This is a genomic window from Fulverythrobacter ferritrahens (genome assembly GCF_020539485.1).
GTDB classification, from domain to species: domain Bacteria; phylum Pseudomonadota; class Alphaproteobacteria; order Sphingomonadales; family Sphingomonadaceae; genus Andeanibacterium; species Andeanibacterium ferritrahens.
The window spans coordinates 38,764-59,973 of record NZ_JACDXU010000003.1; the positions used below are offsets into that span (position 1 = coordinate 38,764).

General features: G+C 62.3%; 13 protein-coding genes and 3 pseudogenes. 11 read left to right on the plus strand and 5 right to left on the minus strand.

Annotation, left to right across the window (positions count from 1 at the left end; genetic code table 11):
- Positions 1-3: 3 nt before the first annotated feature.
- The 3 genes from H0274_RS12235 to H0274_RS12245 form a co-directional block, all read right to left on the minus strand.
- Positions 4-321, minus strand: coding sequence for a TrbC/VirB2 family type IV secretion system protein (locus tag H0274_RS12235; protein WP_226795749.1), 318 nt, complete (start codon positions 319-321; stop codon positions 4-6).
- Complete coding sequence (locus tag H0274_RS12240; RefSeq protein WP_226795750.1) at positions 322-1,005, minus strand: lytic transglycosylase domain-containing protein; 684 nt, start codon at positions 1,003-1,005, stop codon at positions 322-324.
- 141 nt (positions 1,006-1,146) lie between these two features.
- A complete protein-coding gene (locus tag H0274_RS12245) occupies positions 1,147-1,521 on the minus strand; it encodes a hypothetical protein (protein ID WP_226795751.1) in 375 nt (124 codons plus the stop codon).
- A gap of 316 nt (positions 1,522-1,837) precedes the next feature.
- Between H0274_RS12245 and H0274_RS12250 the strand changes: the two genes are divergently transcribed.
- Both H0274_RS12250 and H0274_RS12255 read left to right on the plus strand, forming a co-directional pair.
- Positions 1,838-3,448 carry a hypothetical protein gene (locus tag H0274_RS12250; protein WP_226795752.1) on the plus strand — a complete coding sequence of 537 codons (1,611 nt, stop codon included), beginning with the start codon at positions 1,838-1,840 and terminating at the stop codon, positions 3,446-3,448.
- Between the two features lie 78 nt (positions 3,449-3,526).
- Complete coding sequence (locus H0274_RS12255) at positions 3,527-6,193, plus strand: TonB-dependent receptor domain-containing protein (RefSeq protein ID WP_226795753.1); 2,667 nt, start codon at positions 3,527-3,529, stop codon at positions 6,191-6,193.
- Between the two features lie 259 nt (positions 6,194-6,452).
- Here H0274_RS12255 and H0274_RS12260 read toward each other — a convergent pair whose 3' ends face one another.
- Together H0274_RS12260 and H0274_RS12265 are read right to left on the minus strand one after the other, a co-directional pair.
- Entirely contained in the window at positions 6,453-7,127 is a 675-nt protein-coding gene (locus tag H0274_RS12260) for a response regulator transcription factor (RefSeq protein WP_226795754.1), read from the minus strand.
- A gap of 95 nt (positions 7,128-7,222) precedes the next feature.
- Positions 7,223-7,732 carry a MarR family winged helix-turn-helix transcriptional regulator gene (locus H0274_RS12265; protein ID WP_226795755.1) on the minus strand — a complete coding sequence of 170 codons (510 nt, stop codon included), beginning with the start codon at positions 7,730-7,732 and terminating at the stop codon, positions 7,223-7,225.
- Positions 7,733-7,857: 125 nt separating this feature from the next.
- On the opposite strand from H0274_RS12265, the gene H0274_RS12270 reads away from it, so the two are divergent.
- The 9 genes and pseudogenes from H0274_RS12270 (at position 7,858) to H0274_RS15705 (ending at position 21,166) form a co-directional block, all read left to right on the plus strand.
- On the plus strand, positions 7,858-9,303 hold the full coding sequence (locus H0274_RS12270) for an aldehyde dehydrogenase family protein (RefSeq protein ID WP_226795756.1): 1,446 nt from the start codon (positions 7,858-7,860) through the stop codon (positions 9,301-9,303).
- An 11-nt stretch (positions 9,304-9,314) separates the two neighbouring features.
- Complete coding sequence (locus H0274_RS12275) at positions 9,315-10,763, plus strand: carotenoid oxygenase family protein (RefSeq protein WP_226795757.1); 1,449 nt, start codon at positions 9,315-9,317, stop codon at positions 10,761-10,763.
- Entirely contained in the window at positions 10,760-11,308 is a 549-nt protein-coding gene (locus H0274_RS12280; protein ID WP_226795758.1) for a nuclear transport factor 2 family protein, read from the plus strand. Before H0274_RS12275 ends, H0274_RS12280 begins: the two co-directional genes overlap by 4 nt.
- Positions 11,305-12,420, plus strand: coding sequence for an NAD(P)-dependent alcohol dehydrogenase (locus H0274_RS12285; RefSeq protein WP_226795759.1), 1,116 nt, complete (start codon positions 11,305-11,307; stop codon positions 12,418-12,420). The genes H0274_RS12280 and H0274_RS12285 overlap by 4 nt, the downstream gene beginning before the upstream one ends.
- A gap of 1 nt (position 12,421) precedes the next feature.
- A complete protein-coding gene (locus H0274_RS12290) occupies positions 12,422-13,279 on the plus strand; it encodes an alpha/beta hydrolase (protein WP_226795760.1) in 858 nt (285 codons plus the stop codon).
- Positions 13,280-18,206: 4,927 nt separating this feature from the next.
- Positions 18,207-18,965 (plus strand): annotated as a pseudogene (locus H0274_RS12295) (autotransporter outer membrane beta-barrel domain-containing protein); the annotation flags it as partial.
- An 87-nt stretch (positions 18,966-19,052) separates the two neighbouring features.
- Positions 19,053-19,541 (plus strand): annotated as a pseudogene (locus H0274_RS12300) (OmpA family protein); the annotation flags it as partial.
- Positions 19,542-19,665: 124 nt separating this feature from the next.
- On the plus strand, positions 19,666-20,313 hold the full coding sequence (locus H0274_RS12305; protein ID WP_226795761.1) for an O-methyltransferase: 648 nt from the start codon (positions 19,666-19,668) through the stop codon (positions 20,311-20,313).
- A gap of 437 nt (positions 20,314-20,750) precedes the next feature.
- Positions 20,751-21,166, plus strand: a pseudogene (locus H0274_RS15705) (transposase family protein).
- Positions 21,167-21,210: the final 44 nt, after the last annotated feature.

Consider the following 21,210-nt stretch of genomic DNA (forward strand, 5'->3'; position numbering starts at 1 on the left):
GCGTTAGCCCGCCGCGCCCTGGATGCCGGCCACGATCGAGGCGGCACCGAACAGCACGAAGCAGCCGATGATCACGGTCGCCCCGAAGCGCCAGTTGAGGCGGCCGGTAAGCATCATGAAGCCCACGGCGGCCACGGCCATCACGGCAACGGCAGTGGCGACATTGCCCAGCATCGTGCCCTGCAACCACAGAAGGGCCGAAACGATCGGGCCGGAACCCTGCGGATCGCCCACCTGCTGGGCATGGGCCGCGGCCGGGGCGAGGAAAGAGGCAAGAACGGCGAGACGAGCCAGGATTCTGGAACGGATAGGCGCACGCATTTAATCGGTACTCCGCGAATGGTTCGAAAGGCGGCCCATGATCGCCGCCACATAGGCTTTGGTTTCCCGGATGTTGGGAACGCCGCCGGCGCTCTCCACCCGGCCGGGGCCGGCGTTGTAAGCAGCCAGCGCTTTCTCCAGATCGCCGTCGAAACGGTCGAGCTGCTCGCGCAGGTAACGCGCGCCGCCTTCCAGATTGGCAAAGGGATCGCTGGCGTCGACGCCCAGTTGGCGGGCGGTTCCGGGCATCAGCTGGGCCAGGCCGCGCGCGCCCTTTGGGGAGACGGCGCCCGCGTGCCAGCGGCTTTCCTGCCAGACCAGTGCCTCGATCAAAGCAGGGCTGAGGTCGAAGCGGCGGGCGAGTTCCCGCACCTTCGCGTCATAGGCGTCCGGCACCACGGCCGCGTGCTGCTCCGGCACGGCCACAGCAAAGTCGGGAACTGCAATATCGTCGGGAACAAGCTGGAGCGGTTCCGACACGGCATAGGTGGCCGAGAGGTTCTGTGTGGCCCCGGAAGTGCCCGCCATGCTTCCGCTGGCTGGCCCGGCGACCCAATAGGCGCCTTCTCCCCCCACTTCGAGCACATCGGCACGGGCGGGGGATGCCGCCGCCATGGCCATCGCGCAGGCAAGTGAGGCGGATGCCGCCGAACGGCCCGCAAGGAGAATCACGTCCCTCATCATGGTGGCCTGATGCTTGCAGCACATGACAAAGGCGTGACATCGGCGACAGGCAACGCAAAACCCGCACGAGAGGGGGATCTCGCGCGGGTTTACGGGGCCGGAAACCGGCCGAGTTATGACAGGGCGTCAGCCCAGGATGATTCAGCGCAGCGCGATACTGGCGTTCTTTTCCAGATTCTTCAGCGCGGCCTTGGCCGCCTTGCGGGAATCGACCCAGCTGCCGTCCGCCAGTTCGAGGTAATAGTGATCCTGGCTGTTCATCGCCGCATTGAACATGTCGCGCGCCTCGGTGAAGCGTCCCTCGCGGGCATAGGCAGTGCCGAGGTTTATCAGGGTGGCAGGATCGGAGGTCTGGACGCCCTCGCTGCGATCCAGCTTGGCGATGGCTTCGGCAGTGCGACCTTCCGAAAGGGCTTCATAAGCGACATCGACGCGGTCCGCATCGGTATCGACAGCAATGGCGGCAACCGGAGATGTCGCGGCGGCCAGCACGGCAAGGACAAGTGTTTTACGCATCACATATCTCCCGCTGATGTTCTTCAATGATGGGAGAGTGAGCCCATGCCCGGCCGGCTGCAATAAAAACGTCATAATGTCATTGAACTGTAACATTTGAAGGTGGCGGCGCGAATTTGAAGTGTTTTCTCTCCGCGAGCTGCCGGTTTGGCGGCGAGTCTTCAAATTGTAATAAGTGTAACAAAACATTCATAAAATACGCGGAAGCCCGCAACCGTAACTTTGCAAAGAAACTGTCATGTCCCCCGTCTAGCGGGCGAGTCGCGACCAACAGTTCGCGACTTTGATTCTTCGGTTTTTGAGGGGACCGCTCGCCGTGAAAAAATTCAATCGCTCGCTCGTAATCGGCTGTAGCCTTCTGGCTCTTTCCGCCTGTGGCCCCGACGACATCGCTTCGCCCGGTGCGACTGGGCCGGTTACCGTCAATATCGGCGGAGGCAGCAGCGGCGGTACGCCGACTCCGACGCCCGGCACCGGCACTGTCCAGCCCGCTGGCGCCTGCCCGACCATCGCCGATCCTCAGGGTCTGGCCGACAAGGGCACCATCTCCGGCCCGACCGGAACCTGGCGCGTCTGCGAACTGCCCGCCCGCTTCAACGTCTCCACGACGCTGCCCAAGCTGCCCGGCCTGCTTTATTCGATCCGTGGCCGCGTGGACGTGGGTTGCGATGGTGGCTACACCGCTCCGACCGATGGTGCGCCCTACACCTCGACCACTCCGGGCTGCGAAGCCACTCCGCTCAAGGCTGACACCAATGTCACGCTGACGATTGCTCCGGGCGTGATCCTGTATGGTGCGACCGGCCAGTCCTGGCTGGCGGTCAATCGCGGCAACAAGATCAATGCCGTCGGCACCTCCACGGCCCCGATCGTATTCACCAGCGCCGATAACGTTGCCGGCTTCAACTCCGACAGCTCGATGGGTCAGTGGGGCGGCGTCGTGCTGATGGGCCGCGCCAAGGTTACCGATTGCGATTTCGGCTCGGTCGATACCCAGTGCGAACGCAAGACCGAAGGTTCGGCTTTCCCGGCTGTCTTCGGCGGCAATGACGACACCTACAATGCCGGCAAGATGAGCTACGTGCAGATCCGCTATTCTGGCTTCGTGCTCGGCGCGAACAAGGAACTGCAGGCGCTCACGCTCGAAGGCGTCGGCAGCGGCACGCAGATCGACCACTTCCAGTCGCACAATTCCTCGGATGACGGCATGGAAGTCTTCGGCGGCAGCACCGGGATGAAATATTACATCGCCACCGGCGCCGACGATGACAGCCTCGACGTCGATACCGGCGCCCGCTTCGACCTTCAGTATGCCATTCTTGCCCAGCGTTCGGGTCAGGGTGACGCGCTGATGGAAATCGACAGCGACGGCAAGGAAACCGATACGCCGCGCACTCGCCTGCGGGTGGCCAACTTCGTCGCGATCCAGCCGGAAGTCAGCGCCAACAATGAAGGCAACGACAAGGCTTCGACCCTGTTCCGCGGCAATTCGGACACGACGCTGATCAACGGCATCATTGCCACGCCGAAGAACGAGTGCATCCGCATGACCGGTTCGGGCGGCGCCAATGGTGCCACGCTCTCCGCGCGTTCGGTCGTGATGACCTGCTCGGGCGACAAATATATCGGCTCGGGCGAATATGACCTCGCCAAGGTCAAGAGCTTCTTCGGTTCGGGCGCCAATGGCAACAATGACAGCCTTGTTTCAACGCTGACCAATGGCTTCGTGAACGGCTCCAACGAAGACGGTGTTGCTGCTGCCGATGCCGCCGCCATCACCTCGTCCTCGTTCTTCGAAGTGCCGAACCCGAACAAGATCGGCGCCGCGTGGAGCGGCAACACCACCTGGTACACCGGCTGGACCTGCAACAGCAGCACTGCCGCACTGGGCGGTGCCAGCAACTGTACTTCGCTGCCGACGACCTGAGCGGTCGCCTGACATGACTTCGGGGGCAGTCGCATCCGCGCTGCCCCCGTCCATGCATCTGATATTGAGGGTAATCCGATGTCCACCTTGTCGCGTCTTGCCGGCGCCTTGCTACTCACATCCGCACTTACCGTGCCCAGCGTAGCCTTTGCGCAGCAGGACACTTCCGATGCGGCATCCGATGAACAGACTTCCGCGGACCAGCCCGAAGAAGACCTCGAGGTCTCGATCCCTGGCGGTGAGATCATCGTTACCGGTCGACGTGACCGGAACGTCGAACAGACCGCCAACCAGGTTGTTTCCGTCCTTTCGACCGAACAGATCGCCCGCACGGGTGAAGGCAATATTGCCGGCGCGCTCAGCCGCGTCACCGGCCTGAGCGTGGTGGGCAAGGGCTTCGTCTATGTCCGCGGCCTGGGCGATCGTTATTCGCTGGCCCTGCTCAACGGCTCGCCGCTTCCCAGCCCCGAGCCGCTGAAGCGCGTGGTTCCGCTGGACATGTTCCCGACCGGCGTGATCGCTTCCTCGCTCGTCCAGAAGAGCTATTCGGTGAACTTCCCGGGTGAATTCGGCGGCGGCGTGATCAACCTCACCACCAAGGCCACCCCGCAAGAAGCGTTCCTGACCATTGGCGGCGGTGTTTCGGGCGACACGATCACCACTTTCAGCGACGGGCTGACCTATTACGGCAGCAGCTCCGACTGGACCGGCTTCGATAACGGCAACCGCGATATTCCGCCTGCCCTGCAGGCATTTCTGGACAGTGGCGACCGGATGAGCTCCGGCGATGTCGATACTTCCGCCATCCTCGCCCAGTTGGTCACGGGCCGGAATGCGCTGGTCCAGCGGTATAACCAGACGCCGATCAACTTCAGCGCCAATTTCTCTGGCGGTAAGTCGTGGACCTTGGGTGATGGCGAATTCGGCATCATCGCGGGCGGTGGTTACAGCAACAAATACAGCACTCGCCAGCCGTTGCAGCAATCCTCGCTCAGTGCCGATCTCGAACTGCTCGAAACGGACTTCAAGTCCACGATCACCGATCAGCGGATCGTCCTGAACGGTCTGCTCGGGCTGGGTTACGAATTCGGCGACGGTAATCGCATCCGCCTGACCAATCTCTATGTGCACGACACGATCAAGCAGGCGCGCATCGGCCTGGGGCAGCGCCACCAGACCGATACGGACTTTTTCCAGCAGCGCACGGGCTTCTATGAACGCCAGCTGTTCGACACTCAGATCGTGGGCGAATTCAAGCTCACTCCGGAACTGTCCCTGCAACTTCGCGGCGGATATGCCAATTCGAAGCGCAAGGCCCCGTTCGAGCTGTTCTTCGAATATGTCCGCACCAATGCGGAGGCCGATCCCTTCGGCCAGTATTTCGTCAATCGCCTGAACAACGGCAATGGCGGCGATGGCGGGGTCACCTTCTCCGACCTCAATGAAGATCTGTGGTCTGGCGGCATCGATCTCGGCTACACTCTGGCGGAGGGCGTGAGGGTCTCGGTGGGCGGTGCCTATTCCGATACGTCGCGCACCAGTTCCCGCCGCGATTTCAAGTTCCTCGCGCCGCCGGATTTCATGGGCTATCCCGAAGTGATCAGCGGCATCGGCATGCTTCGTCCGGATCTGCTGCTCGCCCCCAGCGTGGTGAAGACCTTCGGCATCTCGATGATCGAGACCGACGAGGGCAATCCTGCCTTCGCCGCCGGTCTCAAGAACTGGGCGGGCTATGCCAAGGTCGAAGCGGAACTTCTCACGGGCCTCAGCGTGGATGTCGGCGTGCGTTATGAAGACGCCCAGCTCGATGTCGATCCGATCCAGGTATTCAACGAGCCGACAGCCATTGCGGCCTCCACGCATCTGAAGAACAATTACTGGCTTCCTGCCGCTACCATCACTTATGAGGTGCAGCCGGGCATGCAGCTGCGCGCCAGTGCGTCGAAAACCATCGCGCGCCCGCAGTTCCGCGAATTGCTCAACCAGCCTTATTACGATCCCGACAGTGGCCGCCCCTATCTGGGCAACCCGCTGTTGGTGGACAGCCAACTGTATAATGCCGAAGCGCGGTGGGAATGGTATTTCGCGCGTGACGAGCGTGTTTCGGTCGCCGGCTTCTACAAGAAGATCGACAAGCCGATCGAAGCCTTCGTCGCGGGCGTGGATCTGACCACATCCTATGCGAACGCACCCGAAGCCCAGCTCTATGGGGCCGAGGTGGATCTCCAGAAATATGTCAATATCGGGGACTGGGGTGACGGCAATCGTCGCTTGATGGCCTCGGCGAATTACACTTTCACCAAGTCGAAGCTGAAAGTGACGGCGGCCGATACCGTGCAGTTCTATGGCGCTGCCTCGACCGTTGCGACCGACTATTTCCGGGATGGCGCGCCGCTGACGGGCCAGTCGGATCATATCGTCAACCTGCAGATCGGTCTTGAGAATGAAGACCGTCTCTCGCAGCAGACCTTCCTCATCACCTATGCGAGCGATCGCGTGGTCAGCCGTGGCCTGAACGGCACTCCGCCCCAGCCCGACGTGATCGAGCGGCCCGGCGTGCAGCTCGATTTCGTGGCGCGCGAAGGCTTCAAGCTGCTCGGCACGGATCTGGAGGCCAAGGTCGAGGTGCGCAACATCCTGGGCCGCGGGCACGAGGAATATCAGCAGTTCGGGGATCGCCGGGTGGACGTGAACACCTATGACGTGGGCACCACTTACGCCCTGTCCCTTTCGGCAACCTTCTGACACGGCTGTCATCGGCGGGGGTCGGGTTTGTACCTGGCCCCGGCAGGACTGACGGCTGGGTATGACCATTCAACAGCCACCCACTCAGCCTGGCCGCGAGGTGACTCGCGGCCAGGTCTTTTATCGGGTTGGCGGACGCGTGAGGGTTAGATGGCAGGTCGGTGCCATCCTTCCGCTGGAGCAGATTCACGGTCGCTGATTTCAGCCGGTTTGGCCAGGATATTGGCGTTTGTACGCCGTCTGTCCCTTTGAACAGACTTCAGGGTGCGTCGAGGACGTAGCCCATCGCATGAACGGTTCGCAACGGATTGCCCGCGCCGGCGGATCGGAATGCGCGGCGCAGGCGGCCGATCCAGACGTCCACGGTGCGTGGATCGATCGGCGGTTCCTGCTTGCCAAGCCCCTCGATCATCTCCTGCCGGGAGAGAACGCGATTGGGGTTCTCTGCAAGAAAACGTAGCAATCTGAATTCGTTAGGGCGAAGTGGGATCGGCTTTTCAGACCATCGAGCCTGCTGCGCGCCGAGATCGATCTTCAGCGCCCCCAGTTCCACCATCTGGGTCGCATGCCGCTGCTGCTGGCGCGATTGCAGGGCCAATACGCGGTCGAGGATCTTCTGCCGCCCCAGCGGGCCCACGATATAGTCATCCGCCCCGGCACGGAGCGCGCGGCGGCGATCTTCCTGATCGTCCTGCTCCAGCACGATGGTGATGTGGCAATCCTGCGTGCGCGGATCGGCGCGCAGGCGGCGGCACATTTCGAGGCCCGAAAGATCGGCCATCACCCAGTCTACGAATGCCCACATGGGGCCCTCCACCAGACGGCGAGGGCCGGCCCCGTCCATGCTGTTGAAAGTGAAGGTCATGTCGTCATGGATGAAATCCTCCATCACGTCCCCCTTGGGGTCTGTCAGGAAGATGTTGACCAGTGCCATAGCCGCGCAATTCCTCATTAAACGAGGGGGAACTGCCGGGTTCATGTGACTCGTTTATGACGATCCCAACAAATTTGCGGGCACGGAAATTCCCGTCAGTCGATGCAGCCTTTGGAGAGGGTCCACAACACCCGGTCGGCAGCGTCGATATCGTCCTTATCCACTTGTGAAACAAGCGAACCGATGAATTGGGAGACAGGTTTGCGCAACCGGTCATACAGGGCGCGGCCCTCCGGTGTGAGGCTGAAATGCGGGCTGCGCTGATCGCCTTCATTGTCGTGCCTTTGCACGATGCCCTGTGCAATCAGGCGGGCGAGCGCGCGGCTGACTTCCGCCCTATCGACCACCGCCCCTTCGGCCAGGCTGCGCACGGTGCCCGGCTCTGCCAGGCCAAGCTGGGCAAGGCAGCGCCATTGCGGAAGCGTGAGCGTGGAGTGGGCCTTCAGAACTTCCATGAATTTCCGGTCAAACAGCTTGGCCGTCACTGCCAGGCGATAGCCGAAATAGGCGATGCCGCCGAGCCGGTAGGAAGGCGGTAAATCCTCATCCGACAGGGGCATGATCCTGTTGTCCGGCGGCATGTTCGCCTCGTCTTTTCCTGCCATTCCCCGTCCTCTTTCCCCACGTCGATTAGCCGGTTGACTCGACCTTCGGATTCATTGATTAATCAATGAATCGCGGTGCGTCAAAAAGCGCCGGATAGAACGAGGATTATCGGGAGAGAAGGCCGATGGCAGGGCGAACCCTGGCCGTGCGCAATCCGCGCACCGGCAAGCCGGACATGGAAATCGAAGTCGCCGATCGTGCGGCAGTGGCCGCAAAGGCGGCCAGGCTGCGCGCGGGCCAGCGTAAATGGGCGGCCATGCCGGCTGAGGAGCGGGTGAAGGTGATGGGGCGCTGGGCCCAGCTGATCGCCACGAAATACCGCCAGGCAATCATCGATGCGGATTCGCACGACACCGGCTATTGCGAGATCAGTCGCATCGCGCCCGACATGATGCTGGGCGTGATCGGCGGGCTTTGCGCCAGCGCGCCTGCACAGCTCAAGGCGGCGCTGCGCGAAGGGGTTGCCCGCGCAAATCCGGACATCCGCTTCACCAGCATCCTCAAGCCCTATGGGCTGGTGGGCATCATCAGCCCGTGGAATGCGCCGACCATGCTTTCCATGCTGCACGCCATCCCGCCGCTTTTCGCGGGCTGTGCGGTGCTGCTCAAGCCTTCCGAAGTGACGCCGCGCTTTACCGGCCCGCTGTTCGACAGCGTGCGCGAAGTGCCTGAACTGGCGGAAGTGTTCGACTGCGTGCTGGGCGATGGGGAGACGGGGCAGGCTCTGGTTGAGGAAGCCGATTACATTTCCTTCACCGGCAGCGTGCCCAATGGCCGCAAGGTAGCCGCCGCCTGCGGTGCGCGGATGATCCCCTATGATGTGGAACTGGGCGGGAAAGACCCGCTGATCGTGATGAAGGGCGCGGATATCGACCGCGCCGTTTCCGCGACCATTCGCGGCGCGATCAGCGCCACGGGGCAGGTCTGCTTCTCCATCGAGCGCATCTATGTCGACCGCCAGATCCACGACGAATTTGTGGCCGAGCTGGTTGAGCGGGCGAGGAAGATCGAACTCAATCACCCCGATCCGCTGGGCGGCCATATCGGCCCCTTCACCGGGCCGCATCAGGCTGCCATCGTGCGGGGCCATCTGGAAGATGCGCTGGCGAAGGGCGCCACCATCGTGGAGGGTGGAATGCCCTTCCAGATCGATGGCGGGGACTACATGCGCCCCACAGTGCTGACCGGCGTGACGCATGAGATGAAGATCATGCGCGAAGAGACCTTCGGTCCCTGCATGCCGGTGATGACCTATGACGATATCGAGGAGGCAATCCGCCTTGCCAACGATACGGATTATGGCCTGTCCGCCGCCGTCATCGGGCCTGACGAAGAAAGCGCCATGGCCGTGGGTGAGCAGATCAACGCGGGCAAGGTGAGCATCCAGGACGCCTTCCTCACCTTCTTCGGCTCCGAGGCCAAGAATGACAGCTTCGGCTTCTCGGGCCTGCCCGGTCTGCGGCCGGACCTGACCCGTTACGTGCGCAAACAGGCGCTGCTCATCAATTCCGGCGAACCGGTCTGCCTCACGCGGCAGGCGGTGAGCGCGGTGGATCAGGCAATCGGCTGAGGAGAGGCCAGATGGAAATCACTTTCCCGGACATCCCGCTCTACAAGGGCTGGGGCAAACCCCTGCGCAGCGAATCCCATGTGGAAGGGCTGGAGATCGTCGAAGGGCATCTCCCGGCCGAATTGCGCGGCACCTGGTATCGCTGCGGCGCGGACCGGCAATATCCGCCGATGAATGGCGAGGATATCTTCATCGATGGCGAGGGCATGGCCCACATGGTCCGCTTCGAGGATGGCCATGTCAGCTATCGCAGCCGCTGGGTGGAAACGCCTCGCTACAAGCTGCAGGACGAGCATCGCCGCAGCCTGTTCGGCCGTTATCGCAACCGCTACACTGCCGATCCGCTGGCGGCGGGCACCAGCCCGGGCACGGCCAACACCTCCATGCTGTTCCACGCCGGCAAGCTGCTGGCCCAGAAGGAGGATGACCTGCCTTACGAGATCGATCCCGATACTCTGGAAACCGGCCCGCAGACCGATCTTGGCGGGCAAGTGAGCGCGGTAAGCCTTACCGCTCACCCCAAGGTGGACTGGGTAACGGGCGAATTGCTGACCTATTCCTATCAGGCCAAAGGCGATTCAACGACCGACTTTGCCATCTACATCTTCGATGCCGACGGCGCGAAAGTGAACGAGATCTGGTTCAATGCCCCCTGGCCGGGGGTGGTGCATGATTTCGCCATCACCGAAAGCCACATCGTGGTGCCGTTCTTCCCGCTCATCACGCCCAGCATCGAAGGGCTGAAGGAAGGGCGGCATTTCTACGAATACCACCCCGACAAGCCGACCATGGTCGCCATTGTGCCGCGTTACGGCAAGGCAGAGGACGTGCGCTGGTTCGAAGGGCCGAACACCACTGCCGGGCACATGCTCAACGCGGTGACGGAGGGAACGAAGGTCCATCTCGACCTGTGCCTCTACAACGGCAATTGCTTCCCCTTCTTCCCCGCGCCGGACGGCGAGGTATGGCCGGCCGTGCCGCCGATCCTCACTCGCATGACTTTCGATCTCGCACGCAACGATGGCGGGTATGAAACCCGCCCGATCATGCCGGTGCCCTGCGAAATGCCGCGCACGGACGACCGCTGGCAGGGCCGCGACTACAGCCATGGCTGGGTAATCGTCTATCGCTCGGGCGATGGCACCAGCACGCTGGGCCATGTGAACGTGAAGACCGGCGAACTGGACGTGTGGGAGCATGGCCAGATGATCTCCGTGCAGGAGCCGCAATTCGTCCCCCGCAGCCCCAATTCCAAGGAAGGCGACGGCTGGATACTCTCCTTCCTCAGCCGGCTGGATCAGGGCCATAGCGAGATCGGCGTGTTCGATGCGCTGAACCTCGCCAAGGGCCCCATTGCGCGCCTGCACATGCCGGTGCGCGTGCGCTCCACCTTCCATGGCGTGTGGGTGCCTGAGGATGTGCTGAAGACCGGCAAGTACCAGATGGAGGCCGTGGCATGAGCGATACGCCCTGCTGGTCGAACGGCGTCCCGAAGACCATGCCCGCGCAGGATCGCGGGGACATCATGGAAACCTATGCCCGCTATGCCTGGGGCATAGACCTTGCCGATGCCGATCTGGCCCTCTCCGCCTTCGCGCGGGACGCCAGCTTCGATCACCTGTGGCAGGGCGAGGTGAGGGGGCATGCCGCCATCCTCGAGAACCTCAAGGAGCTGTGGTATCACCGCCAGCACTGGTGGCTGGGCCGCCAGCACCTGTTCCAGCACTTCCTGATGACGCCGACGGAAGAAGGCGCCCGGGTGCGCTCCATGTTCCAGATCCTGCAGTTCAACATCGAGTACGGCACGAACTTCGTCTTCGGCATCGGTACGCGCGACGATATCCTGATCAAGGAAGATGGCGTGTGGGTGTTCAAGCAGCTGCTGGTCAACGCCTGGCGCAGCCTTGAGGACGTGCCATGGAAGGGCGACCTGCTGATGAAGGGGCGCCCGAAGATGACCCCGCCGCGCCACAGCCTGGATGATGAAAAGGACGCTGCGGAATGAGGATCACCGCTGCCGTTTCGCGCGCAGGGGCCCCTGCTCCGGTACTGGAAGAGGTCGATCTGGGCGAACCGCGCGAGGACGAGATCCTCGTCCGCGTCGTGGCCGCCGGTATCTGCCATACGGACCTGCATTCCCACGCGGGCATCGGTATGCCGGTGCCCAAGCCCGCCGTGCTGGGCCATGAAGGGGCGGGCGTGGTGGAGCAGGTGGGCAGTGCGGTTTCCCACGTAAAACCGGGCGATCACGTCGTCATCTCGGGCGGCTCTTGCGGTAACTGCCCTTCCTGCCTTTCCGCCAGGCCCTCCTACTGCCGCGAGGCCATGCCCCGGAGTTTCGGCGGCCAGCGTTCCGATGGCTCCACCTCGCTCAGCCAGAATGGCGAGAAACTGGCGAGCCACTTCTTCGCCCAGTCGAGCTTTGCCACCCATTGCATCGCCAATGCGCGCGGAGCAGTGCCCGTTCCGCAGGACGTGCCGCTGGACATCGTCGCCCCCATGGGCTGCGGCGTGATCACCGGCGCAGGCGCGGTGATCGAGGCGCTGCAGGTGAAGCCGGGCCAGAGCATCGTGATCTTCGGCGTGGGCGGCGTGGGCCTCTCTGCCGTAATGGCTGCCCGCGTGGCAGGCGCGGCAACCATCGTCGCGGTCGATAATGTGGCGGAGCGGCTGGAACTCGCAAGCGAACTGGGCGCGACCCACACTATCGACGCGGCACAGGGCGATGTCGCCGGGCAGGCGAGGGCGGCCTTGCCCTTCGGCGCGGATTTCAGCTTCAACACCACCACTTCGGCGGAAGTCTTCTCCACTGCCCTGCAAGTGCTGGCGATGCAGGGCACGGCGGGCTTCGTCACTCGCCCGCGCGAGCCCTGGACGCCCGACATGATGGCGATGCTCGCCCATGGCCGCACGCTCAAGGGCATTCTCGGCGGCAGCGCCTCGCCGCGCCTGTTCCTGCCGAAGCTCGTCGATCTCTGGCGACAGGGCCGCTTCCCGGTGGAGCGGATGATCACCCGCTATCCCTTCGCCGATTTCGCGCGCGCCTGGCATGATTGCGAAACGGCCGCCGCGATCAAGCCCGTGCTGATGATGCCCACTGCCCAAAACGGAGCCTGAGATGGACCGCCGCACTTTCCACGCAGAGCTGCGCGCCATGGGCAGCGAATTCACCATGGAACTGATCGAGCGGACCAATGCCCTGCTGGCCCCGCTCGTTCCCGCGCCGGATGAGAGTGGCACCACGCGCGACATCGCCTATGGCCCGCATGAACGCCACCGCTTCAACCTTTTCCGGCCGGCGGGCAGCGAGCCCGCGCCCTGCCTGATCTTCGTTCACGATGGCGGCTTCGTGATGGGGGACAAGGGCGCGCCCGGCGCCCCGTTCTACAATAATATCGGCGCCTGGGCGCAGCAGCAGGGCTTTGCCTGCGCCACGATGAATTATCGCCTCGCCCCGGAAGTGCGCTGGCCTGCCGGGCGGGACGATGTGATCGCCATGCTGCTCCACCTCGCCAGCCATGCCGCCGAATATCGAATCGATCCGGAACGGATATTCCTGATGGGCCATTCCGCCGGGGCAACTCACGTGGCCGATGTGGTCGCTGCTCCCTCCGGCGCGGCAGGCAAATTCGCGGGCGCCATAATGAGTTCGGGGTTCTATGACCTGTCCATCGCCCTGCGCGATCCCTTCAAGCCGCAATATTACGGCGCCGAACTGGAGGACTGGTCGCCCATGTCGCCCTTACCGGGCCTGCTTGCCAGCAGGGCACCGTGCCTGTTCGCCCTATGCGAGCTGGACATGGCGGAATGCCACGATCAGGCCAAGGCCCTTGCGGATGCATGGTATGCGGCCAGGGGGCAGATCCCGGTCCTGCACGTCCAGTCGGGCCATAATCACATTTCCGGCGCGCGCCAGATCGGCAGCCCGGTCGATTCATTTGGTCCCCTCATCGCCAGCTTCATCAGGGCCTTCTAATAAACGAAAGATGCCATCGCGGCAGACTGTTGCTCGAAGGAGACGGGTTGCTGGTGTTTACCCTTAGGCAAGCTATTAGCCATAGACAGTTGCTTCAATGGGACATAATCCAATAATGATCATGTGCGTGCCTTTCAGTGTGGCAACCGGACTGCAAATCACGCCGTAACTTTCGTTATGGGGGATTTCGTGGTCTGCTTGTCACAAAAATGGATCATGGGCATGGACGAGCGGGGGCTAAAGCGGTATGAAATCCGTCAAATAGGTCTCCGATAACAACAAAATCGCCCAAAAAGGGCGGGTCGCAAAGCTTTCCGGGTCCGTCGCAGGGCCCACGAGATTCGACTGCAGAAGCTTCCATTCTTGGGGGCAATATGAGGGAGTTATACGGATGAATCGCAACACGCGTCGCCTTTTGGCGGTTGGCGTCTCCGCGATGGCACTGAATGCCGTCCCGGCCCACGCAGAGGGCCCGGGCGTTATTCAGACCAACGGTGGATCGAACGTCAATGCCTCGATCGACATTTCCGACATTGGGTCTTTGAATGACGGCCATGCTGGCGACACGGACTCTCCGACCGCAGCCGTTAATGGCGTAGGCTCGGGCTGGGTTATCCAGACCGGTGGTGCCAGCAACGACGTCGTTCTCTCGATGATCGCTGATGGCGACGTCCAGATCGTCGCGGACGCAACTGGCACGACTTCGGCTAGCGCGAGTGTGAACGGTGCGATCCTGCAGTTCGGCGGTGCCGCTGATCTCGCTGATATCACGATCACCAACAGCAGTTCGCTTGCCATCGGCGCTATCGCCAATGCCGCCAGCACGGCTGGCAGTGCGGATGCCTATGCCGGCGTGACCGGCCCTGCTGCGATCAACCAGATCGCCTTCGGTGGTGACACTTCCGACGCCAACCTGGCGAACGAGCTTGATTCGACCCTGACCATTTCGGCAATCGCAATTGCCGACGCTTCTCTGGATGCGACTGCGCAGGCCGAAGTCGACCTTGGCGTCAGCCAGATGTCGATGGGCGGCGAAGTTGCTAACGCAGACATCGCCAATGATGGCGATTTCAGCGTTGTGGCGCAGGCCGATGCCGGCCTTTCCACCGACACGGCCCTGTTGGCCAACAATGCTTCGGCTGACGCCCTTGTGGTCTTCGGTGGCCTTCAGGTTGCCAGCGCCGGAAGCACTGCTTCGGCCACGCTGGGCAACAGCGTTGATGGTTCCTTCAACGTCACTTCGAACGCCAATGCCAACGGCAGCGAAGCAGCTGACGCGAATGGCTATATCGGTGCTGGCTTCGGCCAGATCGTCAGCTCCGGCGGTGATGGCAATGCCACCATCGACAATGCTGGCGAATTCAACGTCCTGTCGGGCGCTGGTGCGGTTGCCGGTACGGATGATGCCTACGCTCAGGCGGGCGTCGGTATCGGTGCCTTCCAGCTCGTCACCGCTTCGGACAACGCGACTGCCGGTATCTCGAACTCCGGTTCGCTGAGCATTGGCGCTGATGCTGCTGCGGATGGTGGTGAAGACGCTACCGCTCTCAGCTTCGTCGGTATCGGCCTCGGCCAGGTCGCCCTTGGCGACGACAATGGCTACGCCAACATCGACAACTCCGGCTCGGTGGACATCACTGCCTCGGCTTACGCCGATTCGGGCGTCGAAGGTGCGGGCTCCAACAACGCCGTTGCTGGCGCTGGCTTCCTCGCTGGCGTCGCTCAGATCGCTTGGGGCAGCACGGAAGCTGTCGCTTCGCTGACCAACGTCGCTACTGCCGATGCAACTGCTCCGGCTTCGATCGTTGGCGCTGCCAAGGCGACTGCGGTTGCCGATAACGAAGCCACTGCCCTTGCAGGCTACGGCATCGGTCTCGGCCAGCTGGCCTTTGCTGATACCCAGGCCAATGCAACCGTAGACAATAACGGCATCATTTCCTTCACTGCGGCTGCTGATGCTACTGCAGTGAACGACGATGCGCATGCCTTCTCGGGCTTCCTCGTTGGCGGTCTGCAGATCGCTGCTGCCACCACTGGCGATGCCGGTGTGGACTTCAGCAACGGCACGGCCGGCGAAGTGACCTTCGGCGCAAGCGCCAAGGCCAATGGCGGCGAAGACGCGACGGCTCTCTCGGTCTTCGGTCTCGGCTACGGCCAGGTCGCTTATGCTGACGAAGGCAATGCCAGCGCTGCTCTCGCGAATGACGGTTCGTTCACCCTCGGCGCTGAAGCCGATGCAACCTCCGGCGCTCTCGGCGGTGGTTCGAACAACGCCGTTGCCGCTGCGGGCTTCCTCGTCGGTGTGGGCCAGGTTGCCTTCGCCAGCACGAGCGCTCTGGTTGATCTGACCAACACCGACAGCTTCAGCATCGGCGCCAATGCCAATGCAGAAGCAGTCAACGAAGCCACCGCTCTCGCCGGCTTCGGCGTCGGCGTGGTTCAGGTCGGTATTGCCGATACTCTCGCTTCGGTCGCTCTCACCAACTCGGGTCAGTTCACCATCGGTGCCACTGGCAACGCGGTTGCTGAAGAAGACGATGCCCATGCCTATGGCGGCTTCGTGGCCGGTGTGGTGCAGATCGGCGTCGGTACGGAAAGCGATGCAGACGTAACCTTCACCAACGCTGCAGAAGGCACGGTGAACATTGGCGCCAACATGACCGCCAATGGTGGTGAAGACGCCACTGCCGTCGCTCTCGCCGGCGTTGGCATCGTTCAGGGCGTTTACGCTGCTGAAACCGGTTCGGCTGTGCTTGCCAATGATGGCGTGATCTCGCTCGGCGCCGTGGCTGATGCCGTTGCCGGTACCGGCACCGCGATCTCCGCTGCCATTGTTGGCGCCGGTGTGGTTCAGGCTGCTCTGGCTGGTACCGAAGCGAACGTGACGCTCACTCAGAACGCTGCCGATGCCGAGCTCAATGTGCTCGCGGACGCAGGTGCTGATGGCGTCTGGGCTCAGGCCGGTGCTCAGGTGATTGCTGGCGTTGCCCAGTTCGCCATCTCGACCACTGGTGAAGCTTCCGCTCTGGTTGACAACGTCGATGGCACGATCTCGGTCGGCGCCAATGCTGTCGCAACCGGTGAAGCTACGGCTCGTGCTGACGCGGACGTCGGTGCTGGCATCTATCAGCTCGCCCTGGGTTCGGTCGCTGATGTCCAGAACACCGGCACGCTGAGCTTCAGCGCTAACGCCGAGGCTTCGGCTGCGGACTATGCCTATGCAAGTGCTGACGTTCTGGGCGTGTCCCAGACGGCTGTCGGTACCGATGCAGAGGTTACCTTCGTCAATGGCGGCACCTTCTCGGCCGTAGCCAACGCATCGGCAGCCAGCTCCGGCCTTACGGGCGGCTCTGCTATTGCCTATGCAACTGGTATTGACCAGGTTGGTGTCAGCACGGGCACGGGCGCTCTTCCCGCGGAAGTCTTCGCTTCCAACAGCGGGGACTTCACCGTCAGCGCCAAGGCTCTGATGGATGGTGCTGCTGACTCCTACGCTTACGCAGAGGCTACGGGCATCCGCCAGAGCGGTGCTGGCCTGGGTGGCAACCTCACCTTCACCAACACCGGAACCTTCGCTGTTTCCGCTGATGCTGAAGCAGTGGGCACTGACTCCTATGCCTACGCAACGGCAACCGGCTACTATGCGGTTGAAGGTATTAATGCCCTCGACGTGACCAATGACGGTGCGATGACCGTTACGGCTACTGCTGCGGCTGATGACTCGGCCTATGCATTTGCGTGGGGTATCTATGCTTCGACTGGCACGCTGGTCGGCAACATCGCCAATTCCGACACCCTTACGGTGAACGCATCGGCTGTTGGTGGTACCGGTACGGCTAACTACTCCTCCGCTGGCGCTGTCGGTATCGAGGTGCATGCGGACGACTATGATCTGACCATCTCCAACAGCGGCACGATCGACGTATTGGCAGTTGTTGAGAATGGTGGGTCCGCCTACGCTACCGGCATCTATGTCGGTAACGATGGCAACATGATCGTTCCGGTTGAAGAAAACCTCACGATCAACAACTCCGGCACGATCATCGCGAAGGAGAGCTACGACGGTGGTAATGTGTTTGTTCGCGGCAACGCGATCAACACCCAGTTTGCACCGCATGCCGTGGCGATCAACCTCCTGGGTGGTGGCGATATCTGGGGCAACATCGAGATTTCGGCTGATGACACGATCACGGTCGACAATGGCGAAACGTCCTTTGACGGTGTCGTCAATCCCGACCTCGCCCTGGAGGGTAACCTCCTGGTGACCGGTGACGGCGTGCTCTACCTGCGCGACAACCCGGAACAGGGCGCTGCCCTTTATAACGGCCCTGCTTCGGTGAACGTGGATGACTTCACGATTGCTGCGGGTGGTACTCTGGCTCTGGAACTGCCGAGCAGCCCGACGGGCAGCACTGCTGCCGCGCCGACGCTGGTTCACCAGACGATCGTGGCGAACACGGCCGACATTACCGGCGCCAAGCTGGTCATTCGTCCGTCGAGCTCGAACGGCCTCTATGCTGACGAGTATTACTACAACAACGTGATCTCGGCTGGCGTGGGTAACGGCACCTTCGCAAGCAGCAGCAGCGGCTCGATCTTCCTTGACCTCAACGTCATCTACAATGGTGCCGACGGGGTGTGGGACGACGGCGTTGCCGGTGACAACATCGACCTGGGTCTCAAGCGCGTTGCCTTCGACGATGCTCGTTTCGGCCTCACGCCGAACCAGCTCGCAGCTGGTGGCGGTCTTGAAGATGTCTACTCGCCGACGCTGACGGGTCCGTTCGCGGACATGCTGGCAGATATCTTCACGCAGGATACGGCAGCTTACCGTTCCTCGCTCAGCAACCTGCATGGTGCGCAATATGCCACCTACCTGCAGTCGCTGGGTTGGATGGGTAACCGCTTCAACGGTGTTCTGTCCGACATGGGCGAATGCGCTGCGCTGAAGCTCGATGACAGCAGCCTGACCTGCCGCCGTGAAAGCGCCGGCATCTGGGCGACCGTCAACTATGGCCAGGAAAACATCGACAGCGATACCACTGCCGATGCGACCGGTTATGAGAGCGATCAGTGGCTGGCAGCTCTGGGTGTCGACTTCCCGGTTACCGAGAACTTCGTGCTCGGTATCGGTGGCGGTTACATCAAGAACCAGGGTGACTTCGACTGGTACGGCGGCTCGATGGATGCCGACGGCTTCCAGGTCGGCGTCTACGGTGCTTATGACCCGGGCCAGTTCTATGCCAAGGCAGCAGTCAGCTACTCGGATCTGAGCGGCAAGTCCTTGCGGACCGCCACGGTGGGCAACATCACGGGTGTCGTTACGGCCTCGCCTGATGCCAACATCTGGGCAGTCGGTGGTGAACTGGGCTACCGCTTCGACCTGGGCGGTGCGACCATCACTCCCTATGCCGGTCTCGACTATGTCTCGACCAAGCTGCAGGGCTTTGAAGAAGGTGGCAGCTTCGCTGGCCGTCTGACGGTCAACGACGCAACTGACGACTTCCTGACCTCCGAACTGGGTCTGAAGCTGTCGGGCAACCTGGGTGGTCTGGTGCCTGAAGTGAAGGCCGGATGGCGTCACGAGTTCAATGATGAACCCGCGTCGTTCACTGCCTTCTATCAGCTGCAGCCGGGCTCTGCGTTCGAAGTCATCAGCCCCTACCGGGCTGAGGATGCGATCGCAGTCGGCGCCTCGCTCACCGCGTCGGTCACTGACCAGACCTGGTTGAAGCTGGGCTACGAAGGCTGGATGGCCGATGGCCACGACGTGCACTCGGGTGCGATCACGCTGCGGCATGAGTTTGGCAAGGCTGCAACGCCTCCGCCGCCTCCCCCGCCGCCGCCCCCGCCGCCGCCTCCCCCGCCGCCGCCTCCGCCGCCCCCCCCGCCTCCGCCGCCTGCGCCGGTGTGCAACAAGGGCCCGTACATCGTGTTCTTCGACTGGGATAAGTCGGACATCACGCCTGAGGCTGCGACGACCCTCGACAGCGCGGTAGCTGCCTACGGCAACTGCGGTACTGTTCCGATCATGTTGGCAGGTTATGCCGACCGTTCGGGCGGCACCCAGTACAACGTCGGTCTCTCCGCTCGCCGGAACAGCTCGGTCCAGAGCTATCTGGTTGGCAAGGGTATCCCGTCCACGGCGATCAGCAGCCAGGCCTTCGGCGAAGCGAACCCCCGGGTTCCGACCGCTGACGGTGTGCGCGAACTGCAGAACCGCCGCGTCGAAATCACCTACGGTCCGGGTTCGGGCAACTAAGCCTGATCCGGTCCGCAAGGTCCGACAATCGAAGGGCCCGGGGGGAAACCCCCGGGCCTTTTGCTGTCTCGATTTGAGGTGGCCACAGGTCCATACCCAAAGAATGCAGCGGGAGAGGCGAGCGATGCATTTCAAGGATCCCAAGGTCGCGGCGGTGTTCGCGGAATATGCAGATCGGCAGGTTCGGGAAGCCGCCACAACGGCCACGATCCCTGCGGAGGAGATGGGTGCACGGCGCAATGAGTTCCTGCTGCCGGTAGGAGCCGAAGCGGCAGGATTTCTGCATTCTCTGGTGATCGCGCGTGCGCCTGAGACAATCCTGGAACTGGGCACGAGCTATGGATATTCCACGCTGTTCCTGGCCGATGCGGCACGCGAATGCGGTGCCCGGCTCATTACGGTGGATCTCGACCCGGCCAAGCAAGCCTATGCCAGTGCCATGCTGACGCGAGCGGGGCTGGAGCAGTTTGTCGAGTTTCGCTGCGGTGACGCGCTGGAAGTGGTCTCGGCCGATCCCGGGCCCTTCGATTTCGTCTTCCTCGACATCTGGAAGAATCTCTATGTGCCGTGTTTCGAGGCGGTCTATCCCAGGCTGTCGGATGAGGCGATCATGGCCACTGACAATATGATCCTTCCCGAGGGCGCGCGCGACAGCGCCCGCGCCTTGCGTCGGGTTATCCGGGAGAAGCCGGACCTGCAGACGACCCTGTTGCCCGTAGGTCAGGGAATCGAGTTGACGGTGAGGTGGGCTGCGGGCAATTCTTCACTCTGAGCTGGATAGTCCCAGATGGCGGAAAGCTCGTCCCGGGCAGCTATCAACTGACGGAACGGCAGAAGCTGCCGATCGCGGCCTGGTCGACCGTTACCATTGCCAGGTCGTGAGCCTATAAAATGCTGACGCCTGAACTCGGCCATGCCAACCTGCGTATATGGAGAAGCAGGACGATCCGACCTTGAAGGGAATGACGGCCAAGGAGCGACCATTTGGCCTTGATATTCTCGATCAGCGGGGTGCTGTGGTCGGCCGGTGAGACCGGCAGGAGATGATCGCACTTCCGGAGCCGGTGGAAGCCGCTGATCCATATTCGGTAGACATCCAACTCGCCAACCCGAATGCCCGTGGCTTCTGAACGGAAGGTTTTCCTCTGTGGGTGGCGCTGATTCAGCGTCATCAGGAGGCGATATGGCCTGACAGACTTCAAGTGGCGTATGATCCAGCCGCTGCGGCCCAACAAGCCTCGCGGGGGCACTCGAATGGACAACCCGCGAATGCAGAACGGCGTCTGGTCTGACAGCCGAATAAACCACGATGGCCAAGCCGCCGGCGATCTGCCTGGTCAGACTGGCGCCGGAACCATCGTGCTGGCGGACAGGGCCCAGGATGCCGGCCGCATCGGCGTATCTCTTCGCGAGAAACGGCGTTCGCAATTATCCTGCCTGAGGCCAGCCGGCGGGTCTAAAGCGCATTTCAGCAGGGAGCTTTATCGCGAGCGGCACCTGCTTGAGTGCTGCTTTTCCAAAGCGAAACGCGTCCGTTGCGTCGCCACGCGCAATGACAAACTGCCAGGAACTTCCTGGTCTTGGTCCGACTGACGTTCAATATGACGGCGGCAACGTATTTATGAGGCTGCGGGCTGGTACGCTAAAGGTAAAAGATGCTCGTCAGGCA

What these genes read in the sequence shown, in the direction of transcription:
- H0274_RS12235 (WP_226795749.1), bottom strand. Translation starts at nt 321, where the DNA reads ATGCGTGCGCCTATCCGTTCCAGAATCCTGGCTCGTCTCGCCGTTCTT.
- H0274_RS12240 (WP_226795750.1), bottom strand. Translation starts at nt 1,005, where the DNA reads ATGATGAGGGACGTGATTCTCCTTGCGGGCCGTTCGGCGGCATCCGCC.
- H0274_RS12245 (WP_226795751.1), bottom strand. Translation starts at nt 1,521, where the DNA reads ATGCGTAAAACACTTGTCCTTGCCGTGCTGGCCGCCGCGACATCTCCG.
- H0274_RS12255 (WP_226795753.1), top strand. Translation starts at nt 3,527, where the DNA reads ATGTCCACCTTGTCGCGTCTTGCCGGCGCCTTGCTACTCACATCCGCA.
- H0274_RS12260 (WP_226795754.1), bottom strand. Translation starts at nt 7,127, where the DNA reads ATGGCACTGGTCAACATCTTCCTGACAGACCCCAAGGGGGACGTGATG.
- H0274_RS12265 (WP_226795755.1), bottom strand. Translation starts at nt 7,732, where the DNA reads ATGGCAGGAAAAGACGAGGCGAACATGCCGCCGGACAACAGGATCATG.
- H0274_RS12270 (WP_226795756.1), top strand. Translation starts at nt 7,858, where the DNA reads ATGGCAGGGCGAACCCTGGCCGTGCGCAATCCGCGCACCGGCAAGCCG.
- H0274_RS12275 (WP_226795757.1), top strand. Translation starts at nt 9,315, where the DNA reads ATGGAAATCACTTTCCCGGACATCCCGCTCTACAAGGGCTGGGGCAAA.
- H0274_RS12280 (WP_226795758.1), top strand. Translation starts at nt 10,760, where the DNA reads ATGAGCGATACGCCCTGCTGGTCGAACGGCGTCCCGAAGACCATGCCC.
- H0274_RS12285 (WP_226795759.1), top strand. Translation starts at nt 11,305, where the DNA reads ATGAGGATCACCGCTGCCGTTTCGCGCGCAGGGGCCCCTGCTCCGGTA.
- H0274_RS12290 (WP_226795760.1), top strand. Translation starts at nt 12,422, where the DNA reads ATGGACCGCCGCACTTTCCACGCAGAGCTGCGCGCCATGGGCAGCGAA.
- H0274_RS12305 (WP_226795761.1), top strand. Translation starts at nt 19,666, where the DNA reads ATGCATTTCAAGGATCCCAAGGTCGCGGCGGTGTTCGCGGAATATGCA.